The following is a 24002-nucleotide window of genomic DNA, read 5'->3' on the forward strand; positions in this document are numbered from 1 at the left end:
GGGGTCGCGGGCGGGGGCGGACACGGTTCAGTGGGCCCGCTCGACGGCGGAGCGCACCAGAGTGGTCAGCCGTCCGGCGGCCGACGGCGCGACGCTCACCGCCTCGACGGTCCGCAGCACCGCGTCGAGGCGGCGCCGGACGGTCCTGCTCGTGCGGGCCGCGCCACCCCCGCGCACCGCGAGGTCGGCGACCTGTCGTGCGGTGGCGGCGTCGAGCTCCGCCCCGCCGTGCGTACTTTGGGCCCGCGCGAGCAGGGCGGCCAGTTCCCGGGCGGTGCCGTCGTCGGCCTCCAGGGCGTACAGGACCGGGTACGACAGCGGCCGCGGGCAGCCGCGGCGCAGCGCGGCCAGGTCGTCGGCGGCGTGCAGGGCGTGCCCCAACTCGCGCCCCGCGACGGTCAGTCGGCAGACCGCGTCGGGGTGGGCGCCGCCGAGCCGGGCCCCGATCCCGGCCGCGCAGCCGAGCAGGACGCCCCGGGCGCGGGCGGCCGCGGCGGTGTACGCGTCGACGGTCACCGCGCCCGCGCCGTCGACCGGGCGGCCGTGCAGCGCGGTGGTGGACGCCTCGCCGTGCACGAGGTCGACCAGTGCGGAGGACAGCAGGGAGATCGACGTGGAGTCGGCGAGGGTGCGCAGCGCCAGGGCGAGGAAGCCGTCACCGGCGAGGACCGCGGGGCCGACGCCCCGGACGGGTCCCGCACCGGTGATCCCGCGGTGGGTCCGGGCGAAGAGGTGGGCCAGCTCCACGGCGACCGCGCCGGGCACGGCGTCCCGGGCCCGGCCGCCGACCGCCTCGGCGCTCAGGAGGGCGAGGGCCGGGCGTAATCCGCGCTCGTTCTCCGCGTCGGGGTGGCCGCAGTCGCCCGCGGCCGCCCTGACCACGTCGGGGTGCAGGCGTCCGACGACCTCGCGCAGGGCGGGTCGCACCATGGCGCGGTACGGCTCGGCGGCCTGCGCGGAATCGGCGGACGTGGAATCGGTCAGCGTGGAATTGCTGTGCGCCATGGGAGAAACGAACCTCACTTCGCGGCGGAGCACCGGCAGCTGGACCGGTGCGCGGAGCAACGCAGGGAATAGCGCTCGGAACGGCACATGATGCAATGCCCCGTGAATTCAAGGGCGTTGAAGACGGTTCAAATATCCCCGGTCGCCGGACGAGTGTCCACCGCACTTCTTTCCGCGTTCCCCTGATCGGATTGCCTTCGAACCGATTCCCGGGAAATGTGGCCCGATTCGTTCCCCGGCGGGCCCGCGTGGCCAGCCCTTTTCCGGACGCCGCCGGGGAATATGTCGTTCCGATGAAACATCGGCCGCCGTGTGCCGCGTCTCAGCCCGTGGTCACCGCCACGGGGCGCCGGCCGGGCAGCGGCAGACCGTAGTGCGAGCGCAGGGTGCTGCCCCGGTACTCCGTGCGGAACAGGCCACGCCGCCGCAGGATCGGCACCACCTCGTCGACGAGCGCGGGGAGCCCGTCGGCGAGCACGTCCGGCATGAGGTTGAAGCCGTCCACGGCGCCCGACTCGAACCACAGCTGGATCCGGTCCGCGACCTGCTCCGGGGTGCCGACGACGTGGAAGTAGCCCGCGCCCAGGCCCCTGCTGAGCAGTTCGCGCACGGTCAGACCCCGCGCGGCGAGGCGCCGCGCCACCGGGTCGACGTGCCCGCCGCCGTCGCCCGGCTCCTCGCGCAGCAGCTCGGCGGCGACCGGCGCGTCGAGCTCCAGAGCCGCGTAGGGCACCCCCAACCGCCCGGCGAGGGCGCCCAGTTCGCCGGTCCGGTCGGTCAGGTCGGCCAGCCGGTCGCGCCGGTCCCAGGCCTCGCGCTCGGTGCCTCCGATGGTCGTGCGCAGGCCCGGAAGGACCCGGATGGCGTGCGGGTCGCGGCCGAACGCGGCGGCCTGCGCGCGCAGTTCGGCGGTGGCGGCGCGGGCGTCGTCCAGATCGCTGGGGGCGGCGAACACGGCGTCCGCGAACCGGGCGGCCAGCTCCCGGCCCTCGACACCGCCGCCCGCCTGGAAGATCACCGGGTAGCCCTGCGGCGATCCGGGCAGGGTGAGCGGGCCGTGCACGGTGAAGTGCGGGCCCCGGTGGGCGACGGGCCTGATCCGGCCGGGGTCGGCGAACCGGCCGGTGGACCGGTCGGCGAGGACCGCGTCCGGCTGCCAGCCGGTCCACAGCTCACGGACGACGTGCACGAACTCGTTGCCGCGCGCGTAGCGTTCCGCGCGCGTGGGCTCACCGGCCCCGAAGTTCCGCCCGGAGTGGGCGTTGTACGTGGTCACCGCGTTCCAGGCGACCCGCCCGCCGCTGAGCACGTCCAGGCCGAGGAAGCGGCGGGCGATGTTGTACGGCTCGTTGTACGTGGTGGACGCCGTACCGATGAGTCCGATGTGCTCGGTCTCCCGGGCGATGGCGGTCAGCAGCAGGGTCGGCTCGATGCCGTTGTACGGCGGCACGTCCGCGACGTCCTGCACGATGCCGGGCGAGTCCGCGAGGAACACCGCGTCGAGCAGGCCGCGTTCGGCGACCTTGGCCGCGGCCACGTAGGAGTCGACGTCGAGGAAGGACAGCGGGTCGGCGGCGGGCCAGCGCCAGGCGCCGGGGTGCAGCCCGAGGCCGCCGAGGATGTTGACGTTCAGGTGCAGTTCGCGTGCGGGGGCGTCGGCGGTGGCCATGGTCGGGGGTTCCTCTCCGGGACGGGTCTTGCCAGGCAAAGCTCACGAAGGCCGGGTGGGCACGAGAACCAGGTGTTCACGAGCCAGGTGCTCACGAGCCAGGTGTTCACGAGAGCCAGGCGGTCGCGAACAGCGGGCGCGAGGCGGCGTCGAAGGTGACACCGTGCACCTTCTTGCCGACGCCGATGACGGTGCGCGACTCGTACAGCGGAATGGCGTAGGCGTCCTCGACCAGCAGGCGCTGTGCGGTGCGCAGGTCCCGTCCGCGGACCTTCGGGTCGATGTCGGTGGACTGCGCGTAGAGCGCGCTGCGCAGCGGTCCCGCGCCCAGGCGCACCACGTCGAGCCCCTTGGCCGTGTAGTAGTTGCGCAGGATGTCGGGGTCGGCGGTCGAGGCGTTGCCGAGCGCCAGGTCGTACGCGCCGGTCTTGAAGGTCTCCAGCGCGCGCGACAACGGGACCGTCTTGATGGTCAGGGCCACGCCGACCCCCTTGAGCTGCTGCTGTACGAGTTCGAGGGTCGACTGGGCGGGACCCGAGCCGGCGCCGAACCATACGGTGGTGAGAGCGAGTCGCTTCCCGTCCTTGGTGCGCACCCCGTCCGCCCCGGGGCGCCAGCCGGCCCGGTCCAGGAGGTCGCGGGCGGCGGCCCGGTCGGTGGCCAGGTACGAGCCCACGTCGGCGAAGTGCGGCGTGGTCGACGCGAGGGCGCTGCGGGCCGTTCGGTAGTCGGGGGTGTACACGGTCCTGACGATCTCGGCGCGGTCCACGGCCTTCTGCAGGGCGCGGCGCACGTCGGGGTCCTTGGTCGCCGGGCGCCCGGTGTTGACGTTGAGACTCTGCACGAGGCCCGGCACGGGCCGCGACAGCAAGGGGAGGCCGGCGGTCTTCAGGGTCTGTTCGTTCTGCGGCGGCACCGCGGCCACGGCGTCGAACTGGCCGGACTGCAGGCCGCCCACGCGTACCCCGGTCTCCGGGACGACCTTGAACACGAGGCGGTCCAGACGGGCGCGCCCGGCGCCCGCGGATTTCGCGGTCACGTCCGACGGCCACGCGTAGCCCTTCCGGGCCCGCTGCACGACCTGCTGGTTCGGTGCGAAGCGGTCGAGCGTGAAGGGGCCCGATCCCACGACCGCGTGCGCACAGCGGTCGGCCGCGGCACGCCGGGCCGTGGCCGGGCTCACCACGGCCAGGCTCACCGACGAAGTGGCTTGCAGGAACTGGGCGTTGGGCCGGTCGAACTCGAAGCGGACGGTGTTGTCGCCCACGACGACGGCGCGCCGGAATCCGGTCAGGTAGGTGCTCGCCTGGACCGCTTTCGCGCCCAGCTTGCGCACCCCGTCGAAGCTCTCCTTGACGGCGCGGGCGTCGAGCTTGCCGCCGTCGCTGAAGGTGACGTCCCGGCGCAGCGTGAACGTATAGCTCCTGCCCTTCGCGTCGACCCGCCACTTCGTGGCCAGCCAGGGCACGATGCGGCCGGTGGCCGGGTCCTGGTCGGTCAGGGAGTCGGCGAGTCCGCGCGCGGCGGTGAGCTCGTCGCCGTTGCCCGCCTGCTGCGGGTCGGCGCAGGCGAGGTCGGAGCCGACGGCGTAGGTCAGGGTGCCGCCCGTGCGCGGCGGCCCGTCGCCGCCCGCCGCCTGCGTGCCCCCGGAACAGCCCGCGAGCACGGTGGTCGCGGTCAGCGCGGTCAGCGCCACCGTGGTCCGCGGCACTCTGGGGCGGGCGCGTTCGGGCATGCGGGACTCCTCATGGTCTACGTCGTCTGCGTGGGGGCCTGCGAACTTGCTGCGTGGTGCGGGGAGTTCAGTGCGTGCGGGTGACCGCGAACGCGGCGAGTGCGCCGAGCGACTCGGCGGCCGCGCGATCCGTGGCGACCCGGTCGAGCGCCAGGCGGGCGCGCTCCAGATGGCGTTCGGCGAGCGCGGAGGTGAAGGCGCGGCCGCCGGCCGCCTCGATGGCCCGCGCCGCCTCGTGCAGATACGCGTCGTCGCCGAGGAGGCCGGCCAGGCGGGCGCCGGCCGGCGTGCCGGAAGCGAGGGCGGAGACGACCGGCAGGGTCTTCTTGTGCTCCCGCAGGTCGTTGCGGACGGGCTTGCCGGTCAGCGCCGGGTCGCCCCAGACGCCGAGCAGATCGTCGACGGCCTGGAAGGCGAGGCCGACGTCCCGGCCCATCCGGTCGAGCGCGGCGACCGTGTCCGGCGCGGCGCCGCCGAGCAGCGCGCCGAGCCCGGCCGAGCAGCCGAGCAGGGAGCCGGTCTTGCCGACCGCCATGGCGGTGTACTCGTCGACACTCACCGCCCCCGGGCCGGTCCAGGGCCGGGTCTCGAACGCCACGTCGGCGGCCTGCCCGTTGACGAGTTCCAGCAGCGCCGTGGTGAGGATGTCCATCGCGGCGGCCCGGTCCTGCTCCGGTGCCGCGGCCGCGAGGGTGTCGACGGCGAGCGCGAGCAGCGCGTCACCGGCGAGGACCGCGGGCCCCACACCGTAGGCCTTCCACACGGTGTCCCGGTGTCTGCGCCGTTCGTCGCCGTCCATGATGTCGTCGTGCACCAGCGAGAAGGCGTGCACCAGTTCGACGGCGACCGCGCCGGGCACGGCCGCCTCGGCCGGAGCGCCGACCGCCTCGGCGGCGAGCACCGCGAACGCGGGCCGCAGCCCCTTGCCCGCGGCGCCCGCCAACGGTGTCCCGTCGGCGTCCTGCCAGCCGAACGTATAGGCCGCCATGGCGCCCACGTCGGCCGCGAGACGTTCGACGGCGGCGCGCAGCGCGGGGGTCACCAGGGCGCGGCAGCGTTCCAGCGTGCCGGCGATCGCCGCCGCGTCCACCGCCGCGTCTGGTGCCGGGTCTCTCGTGGAGTCGACGATCCCGGTCGGTCCTGCCGCCGTGCTCACCGGCTGTCCGTCAGACTGAGATCCGCCCGGGCCCTGGCCGGCTTGCGGGGCTCGGGCAGCATCGGCAGCGGACCGGTGCCGAGCGAGGCCCGGGGGACGGCGGTGCCGGCCCGGGTGCCCGGCACGGTGCGCAGCCGCCAGCGGGCGGCGATCCCGGCGAGCGTGATGGTGGTCTCCGCCATGCCCAGGCTGTCGCCGATGCACTTACGACTGCCGCCCCCGAAGGGCAGGTTGTAGCCGCGCGGCAGCCGGTCGGCGTGCTCGGGCAGCCACCGGTCCGGGTCGAAGCGCTCCGGGTCCGGGTAGACGGACGGGTTGTGGCCGAGGGCGTAGGGGCTGTAGAGCACGATGGTGCCCGGGTCCAGGGCGTGCCCCGCGAGTTCCGTCGCGCGGGTGGTGGTCCTGGTCAGCAGCCAGGCGGGCGGGTACATGCGCAGTGTCTCGGTGATGAGGCGGCCCGTGAAGTCGAGCCGGTGCAGGTCCTCGAAGCCCGGAGTGCGCCCGTCGAGGACGGTGTCCAGCTCCTCGTGCAGCCGGCGTTCGAGGTCCGGGTGGGTGGCGAGGACGTGGAAGACCCAGGCCATGGTGTTGCCGGTGGTCTCGGTCCCGCCGATGAGGAGCGTCATGACCTGGTCGTGGATCTCCTCGTCCGTGAGCCCCTTGCCGGTCTCCTCGTCACGGGTGTTGACGAGGATCGACATCAGGTCGCCGGTGTCCACCGAGCCCGCCGCGCGGTACGACTCGACCGTGCGCCGGATCAGCCGCCGCATCCGGGTGCGCACCTGCTCGAAGTCGCGGTTGTGGGCGGTCGGCAGCTTCTCCTGGAGGCCGGTCGGGGCGATCATGCGCTTGTAGACGCCGCGCATGATGACGGGCATGCAGTACGCGACCTCGTCGAGCGCGGCGCGGTCCGCGGTGGTGGCGAACATGGTGCGGGCGGTGATCTTCAGGGTGAGGCCGTGCATGACCTCACTGACGTCGAGGGCCTCGCCCTCGCGCCATGCGGCGAGCTCACCCTCCACCTCCTCGCCCATCAGCGAGATGTAGCCCGGCACCCGGCCGGGATGGAACGCGGGCTGCAGCATGCGGCGCTGGCGCCGGTGCGGCTCCCACGCGGAGGAGACCAGCCCGTCGCCCACCAGAAGCCGCGCCTTCTCGAAGAGCGGGCCGCCCTTGTCGAAGGTGCGGGAATCGGTGAGCACCTGCTGGGCCAGGTCCCAACTGTGCGCCAGATACGCCCGCTTGGGGCCGAGCCGCAGCTCGACCAGATCGGCGTCCGGCGGCAGGTCGGCCAGGAAGCGCAGCGGGTCGCGCCAGAGCGGCACGGCATGGCCGAGCACGGGGAGGGCGCCGCCGGGGGTCACCGTCTTCCAGACCCGGTCCGTGCGCGCCGCGCGCCGGGACCCCTGCGCGGGCTCCGTGCGTACCCGCTCCGACGGCGCCGTACGCAGCCTGTCCAGAGCCGCTGCCTCGTCCTGCTGCGGACCCGGCTCAGGGTTCTGCTCCGGATCCTGCCCCGTGGAGTCGTACGGGCGCTCCCGGAAGCGGGTCACGGGCGCGTTCAGGTCGAGCCAGCCGGACGTACTGCCGTCCCACACCGAGCCGTCGCCGTAGTAGCGCGGGGTCAGGTACTCGAACTCCTGGCTGCCGCCCATGAGATGGTCCACGGCGCGCAGATAGCGGCGCAGGTCCTCGCGCTCGCCGAGCGGTCCGGCGAGCAGCTCGTCACGCGCGGCGATGTACGCCTTCTCGTGCTCCTCGACCCGGGCGCACAGCCGGTCCACGGCCTCCTGGAGGCCGAGACCCTCCCGCTCGGTGAGGACGCGGACCACCGTCATCTTGTCGTCCTGGGCGTGCTCCTTGCGCCAGGACAGCAGGTCGTTGATGAGGATCATCTGCCGGCGGCAGTGCAGGTGGACGTCGGTCAACTCCGGTATCAGTTCGGTCATGTCGACCTCGGCCCCGTACTCCGTCATCAGCTCGATGAAGTCGCAGCCGAAGCTGTCGATACGGACCTCCAGGCAGGTCTCGTAGTCCGGCACCTCGTCGGACAGCTTGGCCTGGATCTCGGTGGCGCAGCCGCGCAGGAAAGCCTCCAGGCCGAGCGCGAACCGGCGCACCTGCCCGGCGCTGAGACCCGGGCTGATCCGCCGCCACAGGTCCTGACCGGCGCGGCCGTAGGGGAAGCCGGGGTCCGTGGGCAGGTCGCCCTCGAAGTCGGCGAGGATCCGGGCGAAGACCTCGCGGGCGGCCGTGGCGCTGGCGCCGAGCGCCGAGCGGTCGGAGACGAAGGAGTCGATGACGGTCACGTACTGGTACCAGTCGGCGATGTCGAGCGCCCGCTGGTACGTGGCCTCCGGCACGGTCAACGGGCCGTAGATCCCATTCCGTTGCCGCAGGAAATACAGCAGGTCCTCTTCGGCGGGGAACGTCTCGGCGAGAAACCGGCGGATCCAGCCGTTCGAGGCGATCTCCACCTGCGCGGCCCGCGGGTGATACGCGTACGGCAGCAGACGCGGGAGTTCGGGCAGGAAGAATTCCGTGGGCTTCGACATGCGGTGTGGATCCTTTCTCGGGGGACGCGCCGGATCCGGTCGCGTCGGCCTCGCGGAATTCCCTCTGCGCCGCATCCATCGAGCGCCGAATACCGGTGTGCGTTCGATTCGTCGAATCTCTTCCGCGCTCTGGCGTTCGGATGCTAAGCATGCTGTTCGAGGCCTGTACACGGGTCGTTCCGCGGTGTGGAACGGCGGGGTGAGCGCGGCGTGGCAGAGGTCTACCAAGAAGTCATGACCGACAACTGCGCCTCCGCTTTCGCACCCGAGCCCTACCCCTTCGACGCCGGCCGCGTCGGCGACCAGGACGCCGAGTACGCGCGCCGCCGCCGCTCGTGCCCCTTCGGCACGGTGCGGCTGCCGAGCGGGCACGACGCCGTGCTGCTCACCCGGCACGAGGACGTCGCGCCCGGCCTCGCCGACCCGCGGCTCTCCCGGGATCTGACGGCGCCGGGGGCGCCCCGCATCTATCTGGGCGCGAGCCTCATGGACGACCCCGAGGTCCTCGGGAACATGGAGGGAGAGGCGCACTTGCGTCTGCGCCGGCTGCTGTCACCGTCGTTCACGCCGCGCAGCGTCGAGCGCAGGCTCCCGCTCGTCGAGGAGATCGCCTCCGGTCTGATCGACGGACTCGTCCGGCGCGGCGGCCCGGTCGACATCATCGACACGTTCGCGCGCCGGCTGCCCGCCCACGTGATGTACCGGCTGCTCGGTGTGCCCGAGGAGGACTCGGAGCCGTTCATGGAGTGGTCGGGCGCGTTCGCCCTGTCCGCCAAGGTGACCGAGGAGGAACGGGCCCGCAAGATGGCCGAGTTCACCGCGTACGTGACCGGTCTGATCGCCGCCCGGCGAGCCGCCCCGGGCCGCGGTCTCGTCGACGAACTGATCGGTGCGCGCGACGGCACCGACCGGCTCTCCGAGCGCGAACTGGTCTCCCAGGTCATCGCGTTGATCGCGGCCGGCACGGAGACCACGACCACGATGATCGGCCGGGGACTGCTCACCCTCCTCGACGACGGCCGGGCCCGCTGGGAGGAGCTGCGGGCCCGCCCCGACCGGCTGCCCGCCGCCGTCGAGGAACTGCTGCGCCACAACCCGCTGTTGCGGGTGCCGGCGATGCGGGTCGCGCAGGCGGACGTGACACTGCCGTCGGGCACGGTACGGGCCGGACAGCCGGTGCTGCTCGCGATCGACTCGGCGCTGGGCGACGAGGACGCCTACCCCGACGCGGGCACGCCCCGCTTCGACCGCGAGGAGCGCGAGGGCTTCGCCAAACAGCTCGCCTTCGGTGCCGGGGTGCACTACTGCCTGGGCGCGCCGCTCGCCCGGGCCATTCTGCGCATCGGGCTGCGCCGGCTCATGGAGCGGCTGCCGGGGCTGCGCCTGGCGAGCGATCCGGCGCGCCTGCGGTGGACGGACGGCGAGAAGATCAACTCCCTGGTGGAGCTACCGGTCACCTGGTGAACGGCCCTGCCGGTACGGAGTGGCCACCGGGCATACCTCGGCCGACCGCCTCGGCCGACCGCCTCGGCCTGGCATCTAGGTCGGTCATCCTCGCTGGTCGCCTCGGCCGGTCGCCTCGGTGGGTCGCCGTGGCTGGGCATCTCGGTCGGCCGTCTCAGCTGGTTGCCTCGCCTGGTCATCTTGGCCGGGCGCCTCAGCCGGTTATCTCGATTGGTCCTCGCGGTCGCCCGCCTCAGCCGTCCGCCTCATCCCTCAGCCGGTCACCGTAGTTGGCCACCGCAGCCGGTCATCTCGGCCGCCCGCCTCAGCCGAGCACCTCAGCCGCCCGTCTCAGCCCTCAGCCGGTCACCGTAGCTGGCCACCTCAGCCGTCCGACTCGGCCGCCCACCTCAGCCACCGGCCTCAGCCACCGGCCTCAGCCGCCGGCCTCAGCCGGTTATCTCGGCCGCCCGACTCGGCCGCCCGACTCGGCCGCCCACCTCAGCCGCTGGCCTCAGCCGGTTATCTCGGCCGCCCGACTCGGCCGCCCACCTCAGCCGCTGGCCTCAGCCGGTCATCTCAGCCGTCCGACTCGGCCGCCCACCTCAGCCGCTGGCCTCAGGCCTCAGCCGGTTATCTCGGCCGCCCGACTCAGCCGAGCACCTCAGCCGTCCGACTCATTCCTCAGCCGGTCACCGTAGCTGGCCACCTCAGCCGTCCGACTCAGCCGCCGGCCTCAGCCCTTAGCCGCCCGTCTCATCCCTCAGTCGGTCACCGCAGCCGCCGGCCTCAGCCCTCAGCCGGTTATCTCGGCCGCCCGACTCAGCCGAGCACCTCAGCCGCCCGTCTCATTCCTCAGCCGGCCACCGTAGCTGGCCGCCGCAGCCGTCCGACTCAGCCGAGCACCACACACAGTCGCCCACCTCACTCGTCCAACCCCTCCGGCAGTTCGAGGCCGCGCTGTCGTGCCAGGGACAGTGCCTCCTCTATCAGGGTCTCCACGATCTGTGACTCGGGTACCGTCCGTACGATCTCGCCCTGTACGAAGATCTGGCCCTTGCCGTTGCCGGAGGCGACGCCGAGGTCGGCCTCGCGGGCTTCTCCCGGGCCGTTGACGACGCAGCCCATGACCGCCACGCGCAGGGGCAGCCGGAGCCCGTCCAGGGCGGCGGTCACCTCGTCGGCGAGGCGGTAGACGTCGACCTGGGCGCGGCCGCAGGAGGGGCAGGAGACGATTTCCAGGCCGCGTTCGCGCAGGCCGAGCGATTCCAGGATCTGGGTCCCGACCTTGATCTCCTCGACGGGCGGCGCGGACAGCGAGACGCGCAGGGTGTCGCCGATGCCCTCGCTGAGCAACGCCCCGAACGCCACGGCCGACTTGACGGTGCCCTGGAAGGCGGGGCCCGCCTCGGTGACGCCCAGGTGCAGCGGGTAGTCGCAGCTCCGGGACAGCAGCCGGTAGGCGGCCACCATCACGACCGGGTCGTTGTGCTTCACGGAGATCTTGATGTCGCGGAAGCCGTGCTCCTCGAACAGGGAGCACTCCCACAGCGCCGACTCCACCAGGGCTTCCGGGGTCGCCTTCCCGTATTTCTGGAGCAGCCGCTTGTCCAGCGACCCCGCGTTGACCCCGATCCGGATCGGTATCCCCGCGTCCGAGGCGGCCCGCGCGATGTCCTTGATCCGGTCGTCGAACTTCTTGATGTTCCCGGGGTTCACCCGGACCGCCGCGCACCCGGCGTCGATGGCCGCGAAGACGTACTTGGGCTGGAAGTGGATGTCGGCGATCACCGGTATCTGCGACTTGCGCGCGATGGCGGGCAGCGCGTCCGCGTCGTCCTGCGAGGGGCAGGCGACGCGCACGATCTGGCAGCCCGCGGCGGTGAGTTCGGCGATCTGCCGCAGGGTCGCCTCGACGTCGGCGGTCACGGTCGTGGTCATGGACTGGACGGACACGGGCGCGCCACCGCCCACCGGTACGGGGCCGACCTGGATGCGGCGGGTTCTGCGCCGCTCGGCCAGCGGGCGCGCCGGCAGCTCGGGCAGGCCCAGGGCTACTGCGGTCACGGGCTGTCACGCTCCTTCGGTCAGTGCGGTGAGCCGGCCCGCGGTCACGGGGCACGGTGCGAGTCGCGCGTACGCGCTGCGGATGGAGGTCGCCAACTCATCCTCGGTCAGGCCGAGTTGACCGAGAATCAGGCGGCGCGACGCGTGCTCCAGGAAGCGGCGCGGCACGCCGTGGACGCGTACGGGCACGTCGACGTCGGCGTCGGCGAGGGCCTGGGCGATCGCCGAACCGACCCCGCCCGTACGGCTGTTGTCCTCCACGGTGACCACGAGCCGGTGTTCGCGGGCGAGTTCGACGAGCGCCGGGTCGACCGGGGTGACCCAGCGAGGGTCGACGACGGTGACACCGGGTCCGCCCGCCGCGTCGATCCGCGCGGCGGCGCCCAGGCAGGCCCCGGCGGTCGCGCCGACGGCCACGAGGAGGATCCGGGCGGGTGCGGTGCCGGTGCGGGCCAGGACGTCGAGCGGGCCGTACCGGTCGACGGCCGGGATGTCGGCGGGCACCGCCCCTTTGGGGAAGCGGACCACGGTCGGGCCGTCCCGGACGTCGACCGCCTCGCGCAGTTCGGCGCGGAGCGTGGCCGCGTCCCGCGGCGCGGCGACCCGCAGCCCGGGCACGACCTGCAGCACGGACAGGTCCCAGACGCCGTTGTGGCTGGGGCCGTCGTCGCCGGTGACCCCGGCCCGGTCGAGGACGAGGGTGAGGGCGGCCTTGTGCAGCGCGGCGTCCAACAGCACCTGGTCGAAGGCTCTGTTGAGGAACGTCGCGTAGAGGGCGATGACGGGGTGCAGTCCGCCCATGCTCATGCCGACGGCCGATGTGACCGCATGCTGCTCGGCGATGCCGACGTCGAAGACCCGCCCGGCGTGCTCGGCGGCGAACCCGTCCAGGCCCACGGGTCCGCGCATGGCGGCGGTGAGGGCGACCACGTCGGGCCGCCGGTGTCCGATGCCGGTGAGTTCCTCTTCGAACACCGACGTCCAGGAGCGGCCGCCCTTGGTGCGCGGCCGCCCGGTGGCCGGATCGACCACGCCGATCCCGTGGAACCGGTCCGCCTCGTCCCGTTCGGCGGGGCCGTAGCCCTCGCCCTTGCGGGTCAGGGCGTGCACGATCACGGGTCCGTCGAAGTCCCTGGCCTGGACGAGCGCGGCGCGCAGCGCGGTCAGGTCGTGGCCGTCCACCGGGCCGAGGTACTTGAGCCCGAGGTCACCGAAGAGGGCCTGCGGTGCGGCGAGATCCTTCAGGCCCTCCTTCACTCCGTGCAGGCCTCGGTAGACCGCCTCGCCCGCGACCGGGATCCCGCAGGCGGCCCGCTTCCCGGCCCGCAGGACCTGCTCGTACGCCGATGTGGTGCGCAGCCGCCCGAGGTGTTCGGCGAGGCCGCCGACGGTCGGGGCGTAGGAGCGGCCGTTGTCGTTGACGACGATCACCAGGTTGCGGGGTGCGGCCGCGGCGATGTTGTTGAGCGCCTCCCAGGCCATGCCGCCGGTGAGCGCGCCGTCGCCGACGACGGCGACGACGTGGCGGTCGGTGCGGCCGGCGAGCGCGTCGGCCTTCGTGAGGCCGTCGGCGTAGCTGAGGGCCGTGGAGGCGTGCGAGTTCTCGATGTGGTCGTGGGCGGACTCGGCCCGCGAGGGGTAGCCGGAGAGCCCGCCGTGCTCGCGCAGCCCGCCGAACTCCGCGGCCCGCCCGGTGAGCAGTTTGTGGACGTACGTCTGGTGCCCGGTGTCGAAGAGCAGGGCGTCGCGCGGGGAGTCGAACTCCAGGTGCAGTGCGAGCGTCAGTTCCACGACCCCCAGGTTGGGCCCCAGGTGTCCACCGCTCCGGGGCACCCGGTCGATGAGGAACTCCCGGATCTCCAGGCACAGTCGGGTCAGTTGCGCACGGTTCAGGCGGGCGAGGTCGTGCGGTCCGCGAAGGGTGTCCAGGAGAGTCATCGGGCTCCTTGTCCAAGGCGTGCCGAGCCGCCATCAAAACGCCGCGCGGGCGTCCGTGCAGTCGGCTGTTCCGCGTGACGGAACGACGACCTGCGCGGCGCCGCGCCGTTTCCTAGCGTGTGGCGGGCATCGCAGTCGCACCGGGAGGACAGATGGCGGACAGTCCGGCGGAGGTGCCGCCGCACGCCGCGAAGTGGTTCGCCGCACAGGCGCGCCGCGACGGCCGGGACGCGGCCCTTGCGGCCTGGCGTGCGGCGCGCGGCCCGCGCACGGTGCTGCTGGCCGGGCCCCGCTCGTTCTGCGCGGGTGTGGAGCGGGCCGTCGAGATCGTCGAGCAGGCCCTCGACCGCTTCCCGCACCCCGTGTACGTACGCAAGCAGATCGTCCACAACCGGCACGTCATCGAGGAACTCGCCGCCAAGGGCGCGGTGTTCGTCGACGACCTCGACGCGGTCCCGGCCGGCGCCACCGTCGTCTTCTCCGCCCACGGGGTCGCCCCCGCGGTCCGGCGGGAAGCGGCGGGGCGGGACCTGACCGTCCTGGACGCGACCTGCCCGCTGGTCACCAAGGTGCACAGCGAGGTACGCCGCTACGCCCGCCGGAACCATCGGATCTTCCTCGTCGGGCACGCGGGCCACGAGGAGAGCGAGGGCACGCTCGGCGAGGCATCGGACCGCACCACGCTGGTGGAGAGCGTCGCGGATGTCGCCGGGCTGCCACCCCTGGCGGCGGGTGAGTCGGCCGCGTACGCGCTGCAGACCACCCTCGCCGTCGACGAGGCGGCGGATGTCGTCGCCGCCCTGCGGGCCCGCTTCCCCGGCATCGAAGGGCCCGGCTCCGACGACATCTGCTACGCCACGACCAACCGTCAGGAGTCCGTGCGCGCCGTGGCCGCCGAGTCCGGCCTCGTCCTGGTGGTCGGCTCCGGCAACTCCTCCAACTCGGTGCGCCTGGTGGAGGTCGCCCGGCGCGCTGGCACCCCCGCCCTCCTGGTGGAGGACGCCGAGGAGATCCCCCTCACCGCGCTCGCCGGCATCCGCACCGTCGGCCTCACCGCGGGCGCGTCCGCGGCGCCGGGACTCGTCGACGGTGTCGTGGCGGCGCTGCGCGGGCTCGGTCCCGTCGATGTGGCCGAGCGGCGGGTCGCCGTGGAGACCGTGACGTTCGCACTGCCCAAGGAGCTGAGCCGATGACGGCCACCACCGCCCCCGCCCCTACCACCGCCAGGGCCCCCGGCCGGGTGCCGCTGCTCGGTCATGTGCTCCAACTCCTCATCCGGCCAAGGGAGTTCTTCAACGGCCTGCGCGGCAGCGGCGACGTCGTCACCATCGGTCTCGGCCCGGCCCGCGCCTATGTCGTCAACGACCCGGCGCTGGTGCACCAGATCCTGACCAGAGACGTCCGCAAACTCGACAAAGGCGTGGCCTACGAGAAGTCCGCGCCGTTCCTCGGCGACGGCCTGCTCAACTCCTCCGAGCCGACACACATGGCCCATCGCCGCCTGCTGCAGCCGGCCTTCCACCACCACCGCATCGCCGACTACTCCCGGCACATGCGTGAGGCGATCGCGGAACGCACGGCCCGATGGAGCGACGGCCAGACGCTCCCGCTCGACCAGGAGATCCACGGCTACGCGGTGACGGTCGTCTGCCGCGCCCTGTTCTCCTCCGGACTGGGCGACACCGTCGCGGACGAGGTGGAGACCTCCCTGCCGGTCCTCCTCGAAGGCGTCAAGCGGCGGATCGCCTTCCCGGTCCGCTGGGTGGAGAAGCTGCCCACACCGGCCAACCGCCGCTTCGAGCGGGCCCGTGAACGCCTCGCCTCGACGCTCGGCGGCGTCATCCGCGAGTACCAGCGCCAGGGCGGCGAGGAGGGCGACCTGATGGCGCTGCTGCTGGCCGCGCGCGCCGCGGACGATGCTCCCGCGCCGGACCCCGCGTCCGACCGCGCCCACGCGTACCGGCTCACCGACGAGCAGATCCACGACGAGGCGATGGCGCTGTTCCTCGGCGGCGTGGAGACCGCCCGGGACGTGCTGAGCTGGGCCTGTCATCTGCTCGCCGAACACCCGGACATACAGCGGGAGTTGGCCGACGAAGTGGACCGGGTGCTCGCCGGCGGACGGGACCTGGACCATGACACCCTGCCCGAACTCGCCCTGACGCGCCGGGTCCTGAACGAGACGCTGCGCCTGTACCCGCCGGCCTGGCTGCTCACCCGCCGCACCCTCGTCGACCTCGACCTGAACGGCCACCGCGTCCCGCCGGGCCAGAACGTGCTGTTCTCCCTGTACGCCATGCAGCGCGACCCCGCCGTCTACACCCGCCCCGACGCCTTCGAGCCGGACCGCTGGGCGGGCGAGGCCGGTGCCGCGCTGCCCCGCGCCTCGTTCCTGCCGTTCGGCGCGGGCAACCGCGGATGCATCGGCGAGCCCTTCGCCTGGGAGGAGATGCTGATCTTCCTGGCGGCCGTGGCCCGCGACTGGACCCTGCACCCGGTGCCCGGCCACCGCATACGCCCGGCCCGCTCCCCGATGCTGTCCCCGCGCGATCTGCCGATGACCGTACGGGCCCGGAAGCGGGCGTAACTCCCGTACCCACCAGACCATTTGTCCCATCGCCTCCAGGAGTTCCGTTGTCCACCTCAGCGAAGCCCTCGGCCGTCGGCGCGTCCGACGACCGGCACGCCGCCACCCGGGCGGGCCGCCACCCGGGCATCGTGCTGACGCTGCTCGTCACCTGTTACCTCATGATCACCGTGGACAACACGGTCGTCACGATCGCCCTGCCCCAGATCCGCGAGTCCCTCGACTTCTCGCCCACCGGCCTGTCCTGGGTGCTCAGCGCCTACACGCTCACCTTCGGCGGCCTGCTGCTGCTCGGGGGACGCGCGGGTGATGTCCTCGGTCACCGGCGCACGTTCGTATGGGGCGTGTGGCTGTTCACGGTGTGCTCGCTGCTCGGCGGGTTCGCCACCGAGCCGTGGATGCTGCTGACCGCGCGCGCCGTGCAGGGAGTCGGCGCCGCGATCGCCTCACCCGGCGGCATGTCACTGCTGATCACCAACTTCCAGGAAGGACCGCCCCGCAACCGGGCTCTCGCCGTCTACTCCACGCTCGCCGGACTCGGCATGGCCACCGGCATGATCCTCGGCGGTGTGCTCACCGAGTGGACGTCCTGGCGCTGGGTGCTGTTCGTGAACGTCCCCTTCGGCATCGCCGTCGCCGTCCTCACCCCGCGCTACGTGACGGGCTCGGACCCGCACCCGGGCCGGCTCGACCTGGCGGGCGCGCTCACCGGGACCGCGGGCACGGCGGGTCTCGTGTACGGGTTCATCCGGGTCGGCTCCGACGGCTGGGGCGACGCGCTGGCCCTCACCGCCTTCGCGGTCGGCGCGGTGCTGCTCGCCGGGTTCGTGGCGCTGCAGACCCGGGCGCGGACGCCGCTGCTGCCGCTCGGCCTGTTCGCGAACCGCAACCGGGCCGCCGGGTATCTGACGGTGCTGCTGAGCATGGCGACCTTGTTCAGCGCCCTGTTCTTCATCTCCCAGTTCCTGCAGGGGCCGCTCGGCTTCTCGCCCGTGCGGGCCGGTCTGGCGTTCCTGCCCATGGCGCTCGGCATGTTCGGCATGTCCCGGCTCACGCCGAAACTGCTTCCGCTGCTCGGCTCCCGCGTCCTGATCACCGCGGGCATCACCCTGGTCACGGCGGGAGCTCTGTGGCTGTCCCGGCTGACGGCCGACTCCTCGTACGCCCTCGGTGTCGCGGGCCCGACGATCCTGCTGGGCATCGGCATCGGCTCGTTCCTCATGCCCCTCAACGTGCTGATCCTGAGCGGAGTCCCGCCGCGGGAGGCGGGCGCCGCCTCCGGCACCATGCAGACGATGCAGCAGGTCGGCGGCGCACTGGGCCTCGCCGTCCTGGTCACGGTCTACGGCACCGCCCTCGGCGACTCCCGCACCCCGGGCGCCCTCGCGCACGCCACGGCCGAGGCCTTCGTGGGGGCGACGGTCTTCGCGGCGGCGGGGCTGCTGCTGGTGATCGCGGCGATCCGGGTGCCGAAGAAGGCGCCGTCACCCGAGAAAAAGGCCTGACACCGTCTCAAGGAACCGTCACGGCATCCGGTACTCCTGTTCCGGGCGCCCCGTGGTCCCGTAGCGCAGGCTCATCCGGAGAAGGTCCGTGGAGACGAGCGAGGCGAGGTAGCGCTGGGCGGTGGCGCGGGAGACGCCGATGAGTTCGCCGACCTGTCCCGCGGACAGGGGAGTCGGGGAGGTCCGTACGGCCGTCAGCACCGCGTCGCCGGTCACGGTGCCGGCGGTGGGCCGACGGGCCGGGCGCCGGGCAGCGGACTCCCGCAGTGCGCCGTACGCGTTCTCGACGGTGCTCCGGTCCACGGACTCCGCCTCCGTCAGCTGCCGGAACCGGGCGTAGCCCCGCAGTTTCTCCGCCAGCAGCGCCGGCGGGAACGGTTTGATCAGATAGGCCAGCGCGCCCGCCGACAGCGCGCGGCGCACCACCGGGCCCTCGGCCGCCGCGCTGAGGACGAAGGCGTCGCACTCCAGGCGGCGCAGCAGGTCGATGCCGGAACCGTCGGGCCAGTAGATGTCGACGAGGGCCAGGTCGACGGCGCCGGAGGCGACCGCCTCCAGCGCCGTCGCCGCCGTGTGGGTCGTGGCGGCCACCGTGAAACCCGGGACCCCCTCCACCAGTGAGGCGTGGATACCGGCGACGCGGAAATCGTCGTCGACCACGAGGACCGAGAGCTGCCGGTCGGTATCGCTCACGTGCCTGCCTCCATGACGTCGTGGAGCCGGGCCACGAACACCGCACCGCCCGAGACGGGTTCGGAGCCGGTTCTCCGGAGCTCCGGAATGGGCGGCGGCCCGCCGGGTTCCGCGAGGTACACGTCGCCGCCCCTGACGCGGGCGATCTGGCGGGCCAGGGCGAGACCGATGCCGCGCCCGCCCACGACCGAGGTGTGGTCGAGTCCGCGGCATCCGGCATGCACATCAACGTCATCGTCCTCGGCTGGCTGCTGGCCCTGCTCCTGTCCTTCTCCACCGGTTCCGCCACGGCGGGCATCGTCGCCGCGACGGGCATCCTCGCCCCGCTCGCCCAGGACGGCGGCAGCCTGCACACCTCGCTGCTCGTGGTGGCCGTCGGCGCCGGTTCGATCGGCCTCAACTACGTCAACCACGCCGGTTTCTGGCTGGTCAAGGAGTCCTTCGGAATGACACTCGGCCAGGCCACGAAGTCCCACACCACGATCCAGACCATCGTGTCCGTCCGCGGACTCCTGATGGCGCTGCTCCTGTCGGTGTTCGCCTGACCCCGGAATGCGCCGGGCCCCGAAGGACGGGAGAGTGAGGAACGTCGTCCATCGGGGGCCGGAACCGAGGGAGCGTGCGGATCGTGGCCAAAGGCAAGAAGCTCAGCAAGGGTGACAAGGTTTCCTGGAGCAGTCACGGACAGACCGTCCCGGGGAAAGTGAAGAAGAAGATCACGGAACGCGACGAGGTGGCGGGACGCACCGTCGACGCCTCCAAGGACGAACCGCAGTACGAGGTCGAGAGCGACAAGTCCGGCCGCAACGCCGTCCACAAGCCGGGATCCCTGCGCAAGAAGAACAACAGCTCATGAGCGACAAGAGCGACGCGGGCCGGCAGGACACCATCGACGCGTTCGGCGAGGCCGTCAACATGACACCCGCCGCCCTCAAGAAGTGGCTGGCCACCGACGACTCCAAGAGCGTGGGCCAGTCGGACGGCAACGGCGAAAGCGTGGGCCACGCGTCCGGGCGCCGCATCATCGACCTCCTGGACAAGAACAGGACCGACCTCACCGATGACGACGTCGCACATATGCGCAAGGTGGTCGGTTACGTACACCGACACCTCGAGCAGCGGCCCTCCGGCGACGTCACGGACACGCGCTGGCGCTACTCACTGATGAACTGGGGCCACGACCCGAGCAAGTAGCCCGGCCGGCTGTGCGAGGGCGGGTGCCGCCACTCCGGACTCCGGGTGCACGAGCGAGCGCAGCTTGTCGCGTGTCCCCGGGTCCGTCGAGCAGACCATGGTGCTCACCATGCTCCAGGTCAGCAGCACCTTGCAGGTGTGACGGATCAGCCGGTCGATCCCGCTGTCGGGCGCGCACATTCATCCTGCGGATGTGGGAGGTTCTTCTGAATGCGCCGCGCCCTGATCGGCGGGACAGCGAAGGGCACCGTCCGTCGGGGCCGGAACCGAAGGAGTGTACGGATCGTGGTCGCGGAACCCGGCTCCGGAGCGCCCGAGCAGCAAGCGCTCTTCGGGTGGGCGGACACCGCGCAGGACACCTCACCGCACCAGCCGTTCCGCGACAGTCCGCAGGCCCGGCGGATGCTCGACGTACGCGAGGTCTACGCGGAGCGCGCCGCGCTCGACTCACCGCGCGGCCAGCAGATCATGGCCCGGCTGCCGGGCGTGCGCGTGACCGAGGTCGACAGTCACTGGAACATCCCCGCCCTGCACGGCAACGACGGCAACATCGCCCGATGGGTCCGTATCAAGACCGAGGTCCTCGTCCTCGGGGTCAAGCACACTCTCGCGACGCGCCCCAACGGCAGGTCGGCCGACTGGATCGCCCCGGGGCCGTCCAACGGGTGCGCGATGGCCTGCGCCTACTGCTACGTGCCCCGCCGCAAGGGCTTCGCCAACCCCATCACGCTGTTCACCAACATCGAAGCGATCGTGGCTCATGTACGGCGTCATGTACGGGCTCAGGGGCCCAAGACGGAACCCAGTCAATGTGATCCCCGGGCGTGGGTCTATGACATCGGTGAGAACGGGGACTGTTCCGTCGACGCCCTGGTCTGCGACAACACGGCCGATCTCATCGCCGCGTTTCGCAGCCTGCCCACAGCCAAAGCCTCCTTCGCGACCAAGTTCGTCAATCCCGACCTGCTCGCACTCGACCCGCAGGGCCGTACCCGCGTGCGCTTCTCCCTCATGCCGCCCGACGACGCGCGACTGCTGGACATCCGCACCAGCCCGATCGACGAGCGGATCGGCGCGGCCGCCGACTTCCTCGACGCCGGGTACGAGGTCCACTTCAATCTCTCGCCCGTCGTGCTGCGCCCGGGCTGGCAGCGGGACTGGGCCGACCTGCTCACCCACCTCGACGACGTCCTGCCCGACCGTGTGAAGGAGCAGGCGGCGGCCGAGGTCATCATGCTGACCCACAACCAGGCGCTCCACGAGGTCAACCTGGGCTGGCACCCGCGCGCCGAGGACATGCTCTGGCAGCCGGCCGCCCAGGAGGCCAAGCGCTCCCAGAACGGCGCCCTCAATGTGCGCTACGCCCAGGAGACCAAGCGGCACGCCCTGAACCGGATCCGGGAACTGCTCGCCGCGCACGCACCGTGGCTGCGCGTCAGGTACGCCTTCTGAGAGCGCGGCCCGAACCGGTCAGGAACGGAGAAGCCCCGGTGGCCCGGTCCGGCCTAGCGTCAAGGGCATGGACCTCACCATTCACTGGACCTTCCTCCCGCACGACGACCCGGAGGCCGCCCTGGCCTTCTACCGGGACACTCTCGGCTTCGAAGTGCGCAATGACGTCGGGTACGACGGGATGCGCTGGCTCACCGTCGGCCCGGCCGGGCAGCCCGGCACGTCCATCGTGCTGGAGCCACCGGCCATGGACCCCGGGGTCACCGAGGACGAGCGGCGCACCATCGTGGAGATGATGGCCAAGGGCAGCTACGCCCGCATCACCCTGGGCACCAGCGACCTCGACGGCACCTTCGAGCGCGTGCTGGCCAGCGGCGCCGACGTCGTGCAGGAGCCGATCAAGCAGCCGTACGGCGTCCGCGACTGTGCCTTCCGGGACCCCGCGGGCAACTTGATCCGCTTCAACGAGCTGCCCTGAACCCGCCCACCGGAGATACTGCTGCTCGCAGCCGGTTGCCCGACATATGGAGACTCGATGACCAAGGCCAGGAAGACCGACGCGGCGTCGCCCGGGCAGCACGTGGCCGACAGCCATGATCTGATCCGTGTGTACGGCGCGCGGGAGAACAATCTCAAGGACGTGAGCGTCGAGCTTCCCAAACGGCGCCTCACGGTGTTCACCGGTGTCTCCGGTTCGGGCAAGAGCTCGCTGGTGTTCAACACGATCGCCGCGGAGTCGCAGCGGCTGATCAACGAGACGTACAGCGCTTTCGTGCAGGGCTTCATGCCGACGCTCGCGCGGCCCGAGGTCGACGTGCTCGACGGGCTGACGACCGTGATCACCGTGGACCAGCAGCGGCTCGGCGCCGACCCGCGCTCCACGGTGGGTACGGCGACCGACGCCTACGCGATGCTGCGGATCCTGTTCAGCCGGCTCGGCAAGCCGCACATCGGCTCGCCCAAGGCGTTCTCCTTCAACGTCGCCTCGATCAGCGGCGCGGGCGCGGTCACCGTGCAGCGCGGCGGGCAGGCCGTCAAGGAGCGGCGCAGCTTCAGCATCACCGGCGGCATGTGTCCGCGCTGCGAGGGCCGCGGTTCCGTCACCGACATCGACCTGACCGCGCTGTACGACGACAGCAAGTCGCTGGACGAGGGCGCGCTGACCATCCCCGGCTACAGCATGGACGGCTGGTACGGGCGCATCTTCACCGGCTGCGGTTTCTTCCCGCCGGACAAGCCGATCGCCCGGTTCACCAAGAGGCAGCTGCACGACCTGCTGCACAAGGAGCCGACCAAGATCAAGGTCGACGGCATCAACCTGACGTACGAAGGGCTGATCCCGAAGATCCAGAAGTCGATGCTGTCCAAGGACGTCGACTCGCTGCAGCCGCACGTCCGGGCGTTCGTGGAGCGGGCCGTCACCTTCACCGTCTGCCCCGACTGCGAGGGCACGCGGCTCAACGAAGGGGCCCGGTCGTCGAAGATCAAGCGGGTCAACATCGCCGAAGCCTGTGCGATGGAGATCCGGGATCTCGCCGCGTGGGTGGGCGGGCTGAAGGAACCGTCGGTGGCGCCGCTGCTCGAAACGCTGCAGCAGACCCTGGAGTCGTTCGTGGAGATCGGCCTCGGCTATCTCTCGCTCGACCGGCCCTCCGGCACCCTGTCGGGCGGTGAGGCGCAGCGCGTCAAGATGATCCGCCACCTCGGGTCGTCCCTCACCGACACGACGTACGTCTTCGACGAGCCGACCACCGGTCTGCACCCCCATGACATCCAGCGGATGAACGAGCTGCTCCTGCGGCTGCGCGACAAGGGCAACACGGTGCTCGTCGTGGAGCACAAGCCGGAGATGATCGCGATCGCCGACCATGTCGTGGACCTCGGTCCCGGCGCCGGCTCGGGCGGCGGCAGCGTCTGCTTCGAGGGCACCGTCGACGGGCTGCGGGCCGCCGACACCGTCACCGGGCGGCACTTCGACGACCGGGCCGCCGTGAAGGACGAGGTGCGCAGGCCCACCGGCACGCTGGAGATCCGCGGCGCCGCGACGCACAACCTCCAGGACGTCGACGTCGACATCCCGCTCGGGGTGCTCGCCGTCGTGACCGGCGTCGCCGGGTCCGGCAAGAGCTCGCTGGTGCACGGGTCGATCCCGGGTGGGGACGGTGTCGTCTCCGTCGACCAGGGGGCGATCCGCGGCTCGCGGCGCAGCAACCCGGCGACCTACACCGGCGCGCTCGAGCCGATCCGCAAGGCGTTCGCCAAGGCCAACGGTGTGAAGCCCGCCCTGTTCAGCGCCAACTCCGAGGGCGCCTGCCCCACCTGCAAGGGCGTCGGCGTCGTCTACACCGACCTGGCGATGATGGCCGGTGTCTCCACGACCTGCGAGGAGTGCGACGGGAAGCGGTTCGACGCCTCCGTCCTCGACTACCACCTCGGCGGGCGCGACATCAGCGAGGTGCTCGCCATGTCGGTGGCGGAGGCGGAGGAGTTCTTCGCCGACGGCGACGCGCGGACACCCGCCGCGCACAAGATCCTGGAACGGCTGAACGACGTCGGGCTGGGCTACCTCACCCTCGGCCAGCCGCTCACCACCCTCTCCGGCGGCGAGCGGCAGCGCCTCAAGCTCGCTACGCACATGGGCGAGAAGGGCGGCGTCTACGTACTCGACGAGCCGACCGCCGGCCTGCACCTCGCCGACGTCGAGCAGCTGCTCGGCCTGCTGGACCGGCTGGTCGACGCCGGCAAGTCGGTCATCGTGGTCGAGCACCACCAGGCCGTCATGGCGCACGCCGACTGGATCATCGACCTCGGTCCCGGCGCGGGCCACGACGGCGGCAAGATCGTCTTCGAGGGCACACCGGCCGACCTCGTCGCGCAGCGCAAGACCCTCACCGGCGAACACCTGGCGGAGTACGTAGGAGCCTAGGGTCAATGCCGTTGCGTTACGGGCGATCCTGCCCTTCGTCGCCCCAGGCTCATGAACCGCCGTGACACGGTGGACTC

General features: G+C 72.0%; 19 protein-coding genes and 1 pseudogene. 10 read left to right on the forward strand and 10 right to left on the reverse strand.

What is annotated here, in order from left to right; all coding sequences use genetic code 11:
• Nucleotides 1-27: 27 nt before the first annotated feature.
• From AB0J02_RS25630 to AB0J02_RS25650, 5 genes are all read right to left on the reverse strand, one after another.
• A complete protein-coding gene (locus AB0J02_RS25630) occupies nt 28-1005 on the reverse strand; it encodes a polyprenyl synthetase family protein (RefSeq protein WP_363196100.1) in 978 nt (325 codons plus the stop codon).
• Nucleotides 1006-1327: 322 nt separating this feature from the next.
• Nucleotides 1328-2674, reverse strand: coding sequence for an NtaA/DmoA family FMN-dependent monooxygenase (locus AB0J02_RS25635; protein ID WP_363196101.1), 1347 nt, complete (start codon nt 2672-2674; stop codon nt 1328-1330).
• A gap of 106 nt (nt 2675-2780) precedes the next feature.
• A complete protein-coding gene (locus tag AB0J02_RS25640; RefSeq protein ID WP_363196102.1) occupies nt 2781-4409 on the reverse strand; it encodes an ABC transporter substrate-binding protein in 1629 nt (542 codons plus the stop codon).
• Nucleotides 4410-4476: 67 nt separating this feature from the next.
• The gene (locus AB0J02_RS25645; RefSeq protein WP_363196231.1) at nt 4477-5499 is read right to left on the reverse strand and encodes a polyprenyl synthetase family protein; all 1023 of its coding nucleotides are present in this window, start codon (nt 5497-5499) and stop codon (nt 4477-4479) included.
• 62 nt (nt 5500-5561) lie between these two features.
• A complete protein-coding gene (locus AB0J02_RS25650; RefSeq protein ID WP_363196103.1) occupies nt 5562-8120 on the reverse strand; it encodes a cytochrome P450 in 2559 nt (852 codons plus the stop codon).
• Nucleotides 8121-8354: 234 nt separating this feature from the next.
• Here AB0J02_RS25650 and AB0J02_RS25655 point away from each other — a divergent pair, with 234 nt between their 5' ends.
• On the forward strand, nt 8355-9584 hold the full coding sequence (locus tag AB0J02_RS25655) for a cytochrome P450 (protein ID WP_363196104.1): 1230 nt from the start codon (nt 8355-8357) through the stop codon (nt 9582-9584).
• Between the two features lie 903 nt (nt 9585-10487).
• On the opposite strand, the gene ispG is transcribed toward AB0J02_RS25655, so the two are convergent.
• Both ispG and dxs read right to left on the reverse strand, forming a co-directional pair.
• Nucleotides 10488-11630, reverse strand: a complete 1143-nt coding sequence (gene ispG, locus AB0J02_RS25660; protein WP_363196105.1) for a flavodoxin-dependent (E)-4-hydroxy-3-methylbut-2-enyl-diphosphate synthase — start codon at nt 11628-11630, stop codon at nt 10488-10490.
• A gap of 6 nt (nt 11631-11636) precedes the next feature.
• Nucleotides 11637-13568 (reverse strand): 1-deoxy-D-xylulose-5-phosphate synthase, encoded by a 1932-nt coding sequence (gene dxs, locus AB0J02_RS25665; RefSeq protein ID WP_363196106.1) that lies wholly within the window; start codon nt 13566-13568, stop codon nt 11637-11639.
• 152 nt (nt 13569-13720) lie between these two features.
• On the opposite strand from dxs, the gene ispH reads away from it, so the two are divergent.
• From ispH to AB0J02_RS25680, 3 genes are read left to right on the forward strand one after another with little or no spacing between them, the layout of a single operon-like run.
• Nucleotides 13721-14761 carry a 4-hydroxy-3-methylbut-2-enyl diphosphate reductase gene (ispH, locus tag AB0J02_RS25670; RefSeq protein WP_363196107.1) on the forward strand — a complete coding sequence of 347 codons (1041 nt, stop codon included), beginning with the start codon at nt 13721-13723 and terminating at the stop codon, nt 14759-14761.
• Nucleotides 14758-16155, forward strand: a complete 1398-nt coding sequence (locus tag AB0J02_RS25675; protein ID WP_363196108.1) for a cytochrome P450 — start codon at nt 14758-14760, stop codon at nt 16153-16155. The genes ispH and AB0J02_RS25675 overlap by 4 nt, the downstream gene beginning before the upstream one ends.
• A 47-nt stretch (nt 16156-16202) precedes the next feature.
• Nucleotides 16203-17660 carry an MFS transporter gene (locus AB0J02_RS25680; protein WP_363196109.1) on the forward strand — a complete coding sequence of 486 codons (1458 nt, stop codon included), beginning with the start codon at nt 16203-16205 and terminating at the stop codon, nt 17658-17660.
• A gap of 18 nt (nt 17661-17678) precedes the next feature.
• On the opposite strand, the gene AB0J02_RS25685 is transcribed toward AB0J02_RS25680, so the two are convergent.
• The gene (locus AB0J02_RS25685) at nt 17679-18353 is read right to left on the reverse strand and encodes a response regulator (protein ID WP_363196110.1); all 675 of its coding nucleotides are present in this window, start codon (nt 18351-18353) and stop codon (nt 17679-17681) included.
• A complete protein-coding gene (locus tag AB0J02_RS25690; RefSeq protein ID WP_363196111.1) occupies nt 18350-18577 on the reverse strand; it encodes a hypothetical protein in 228 nt (75 codons plus the stop codon). The genes AB0J02_RS25685 and AB0J02_RS25690 overlap by 4 nt, the downstream gene beginning before the upstream one ends.
• On the opposite strand from AB0J02_RS25690, the gene AB0J02_RS25695 reads away from it, so the two are divergent.
• From AB0J02_RS25695 to AB0J02_RS25705, 3 genes are all read left to right on the forward strand, one after another.
• Nucleotides 18572-18898, forward strand: coding sequence for a hypothetical protein (locus tag AB0J02_RS25695; RefSeq protein WP_363196112.1), 327 nt, complete (start codon nt 18572-18574; stop codon nt 18896-18898). The genes AB0J02_RS25690 and AB0J02_RS25695 overlap by 6 nt on opposite strands.
• Nucleotides 18899-18981: 83 nt before the next feature.
• Nucleotides 18982-19209 carry a DUF2945 domain-containing protein gene (locus AB0J02_RS25700; RefSeq protein ID WP_363196113.1) on the forward strand — a complete coding sequence of 76 codons (228 nt, stop codon included), beginning with the start codon at nt 18982-18984 and terminating at the stop codon, nt 19207-19209.
• Nucleotides 19206-19547 carry a DUF3140 domain-containing protein gene (locus AB0J02_RS25705; RefSeq protein ID WP_363196114.1) on the forward strand — a complete coding sequence of 114 codons (342 nt, stop codon included), beginning with the start codon at nt 19206-19208 and terminating at the stop codon, nt 19545-19547. The genes AB0J02_RS25700 and AB0J02_RS25705 overlap by 4 nt, the downstream gene beginning before the upstream one ends.
• On the opposite strand, the pseudogene AB0J02_RS25710 reads toward AB0J02_RS25705, so the two are convergent.
• Nucleotides 19512-19718: pseudogene (locus tag AB0J02_RS25710) on the reverse strand (hypothetical protein); the annotation flags it as partial. The gene AB0J02_RS25705 and the pseudogene AB0J02_RS25710 sit on opposite strands and share 36 nt — an antisense overlap.
• 114 nt (nt 19719-19832) lie before the next feature.
• Between AB0J02_RS25710 and AB0J02_RS25715 the strand changes: the two are divergent.
• The 3 genes from AB0J02_RS25715 (at nt 19833) to AB0J02_RS25725 (ending at nt 23925) form a co-directional block, all read left to right on the forward strand.
• Nucleotides 19833-20999, forward strand: coding sequence for a spore photoproduct lyase family protein (locus AB0J02_RS25715; protein ID WP_363196115.1), 1167 nt, complete (start codon nt 19833-19835; stop codon nt 20997-20999).
• A 67-nt stretch (nt 21000-21066) separates the two neighbouring features.
• Nucleotides 21067-21477, forward strand: coding sequence for a VOC family protein (locus AB0J02_RS25720; protein ID WP_363196116.1), 411 nt, complete (start codon nt 21067-21069; stop codon nt 21475-21477).
• A gap of 57 nt (nt 21478-21534) precedes the next feature.
• Nucleotides 21535-23925: an excinuclease ABC subunit UvrA gene (locus AB0J02_RS25725; RefSeq protein WP_363196117.1), complete on the forward strand. Its 2391-nt coding sequence runs from the start codon at nt 21535-21537 to the stop codon at nt 23923-23925.
• The last annotated feature ends 77 nt before the right edge of the window (nt 23926-24002 follow it).

Source organism: Streptomyces sp. NPDC050264, from assembly GCF_040655895.1.
Lineage (GTDB): Bacteria > Actinomycetota > Actinomycetes > Streptomycetales > Streptomycetaceae > Streptomyces.

Coding starts and splice junctions, on each gene's coding strand:
- AB0J02_RS25630 (WP_363196100.1), bottom strand. CDS start 1,005: ATGGCGCACAGCAATTCCACGCTGACCGATTCCACGTCCGCCGATTCC.
- AB0J02_RS25635 (WP_363196101.1), bottom strand. CDS start 2,674: ATGGCCACCGCCGACGCCCCCGCACGCGAACTGCACCTGAACGTCAAC.
- AB0J02_RS25640 (WP_363196102.1), bottom strand. CDS start 4,409: ATGCCCGAACGCGCCCGCCCCAGAGTGCCGCGGACCACGGTGGCGCTG.
- AB0J02_RS25650 (WP_363196103.1), bottom strand. CDS start 8,120: ATGTCGAAGCCCACGGAATTCTTCCTGCCCGAACTCCCGCGTCTGCTG.
- AB0J02_RS25655 (WP_363196104.1), top strand. CDS start 8,355: ATGACCGACAACTGCGCCTCCGCTTTCGCACCCGAGCCCTACCCCTTC.
- dxs (WP_363196106.1), bottom strand. CDS start 13,568: ATGACTCTCCTGGACACCCTTCGCGGACCGCACGACCTCGCCCGCCTG.
- ispH (WP_363196107.1), top strand. CDS start 13,721: ATGGCGGACAGTCCGGCGGAGGTGCCGCCGCACGCCGCGAAGTGGTTC.
- AB0J02_RS25675 (WP_363196108.1), top strand. CDS start 14,758: ATGACGGCCACCACCGCCCCCGCCCCTACCACCGCCAGGGCCCCCGGC.
- AB0J02_RS25695 (WP_363196112.1), top strand. CDS start 18,572: ATGCACATCAACGTCATCGTCCTCGGCTGGCTGCTGGCCCTGCTCCTG.
- AB0J02_RS25705 (WP_363196114.1), top strand. CDS start 19,206: ATGAGCGACAAGAGCGACGCGGGCCGGCAGGACACCATCGACGCGTTC.
- AB0J02_RS25720 (WP_363196116.1), top strand. CDS start 21,067: ATGGACCTCACCATTCACTGGACCTTCCTCCCGCACGACGACCCGGAG.
- AB0J02_RS25725 (WP_363196117.1), top strand. CDS start 21,535: ATGACCAAGGCCAGGAAGACCGACGCGGCGTCGCCCGGGCAGCACGTG.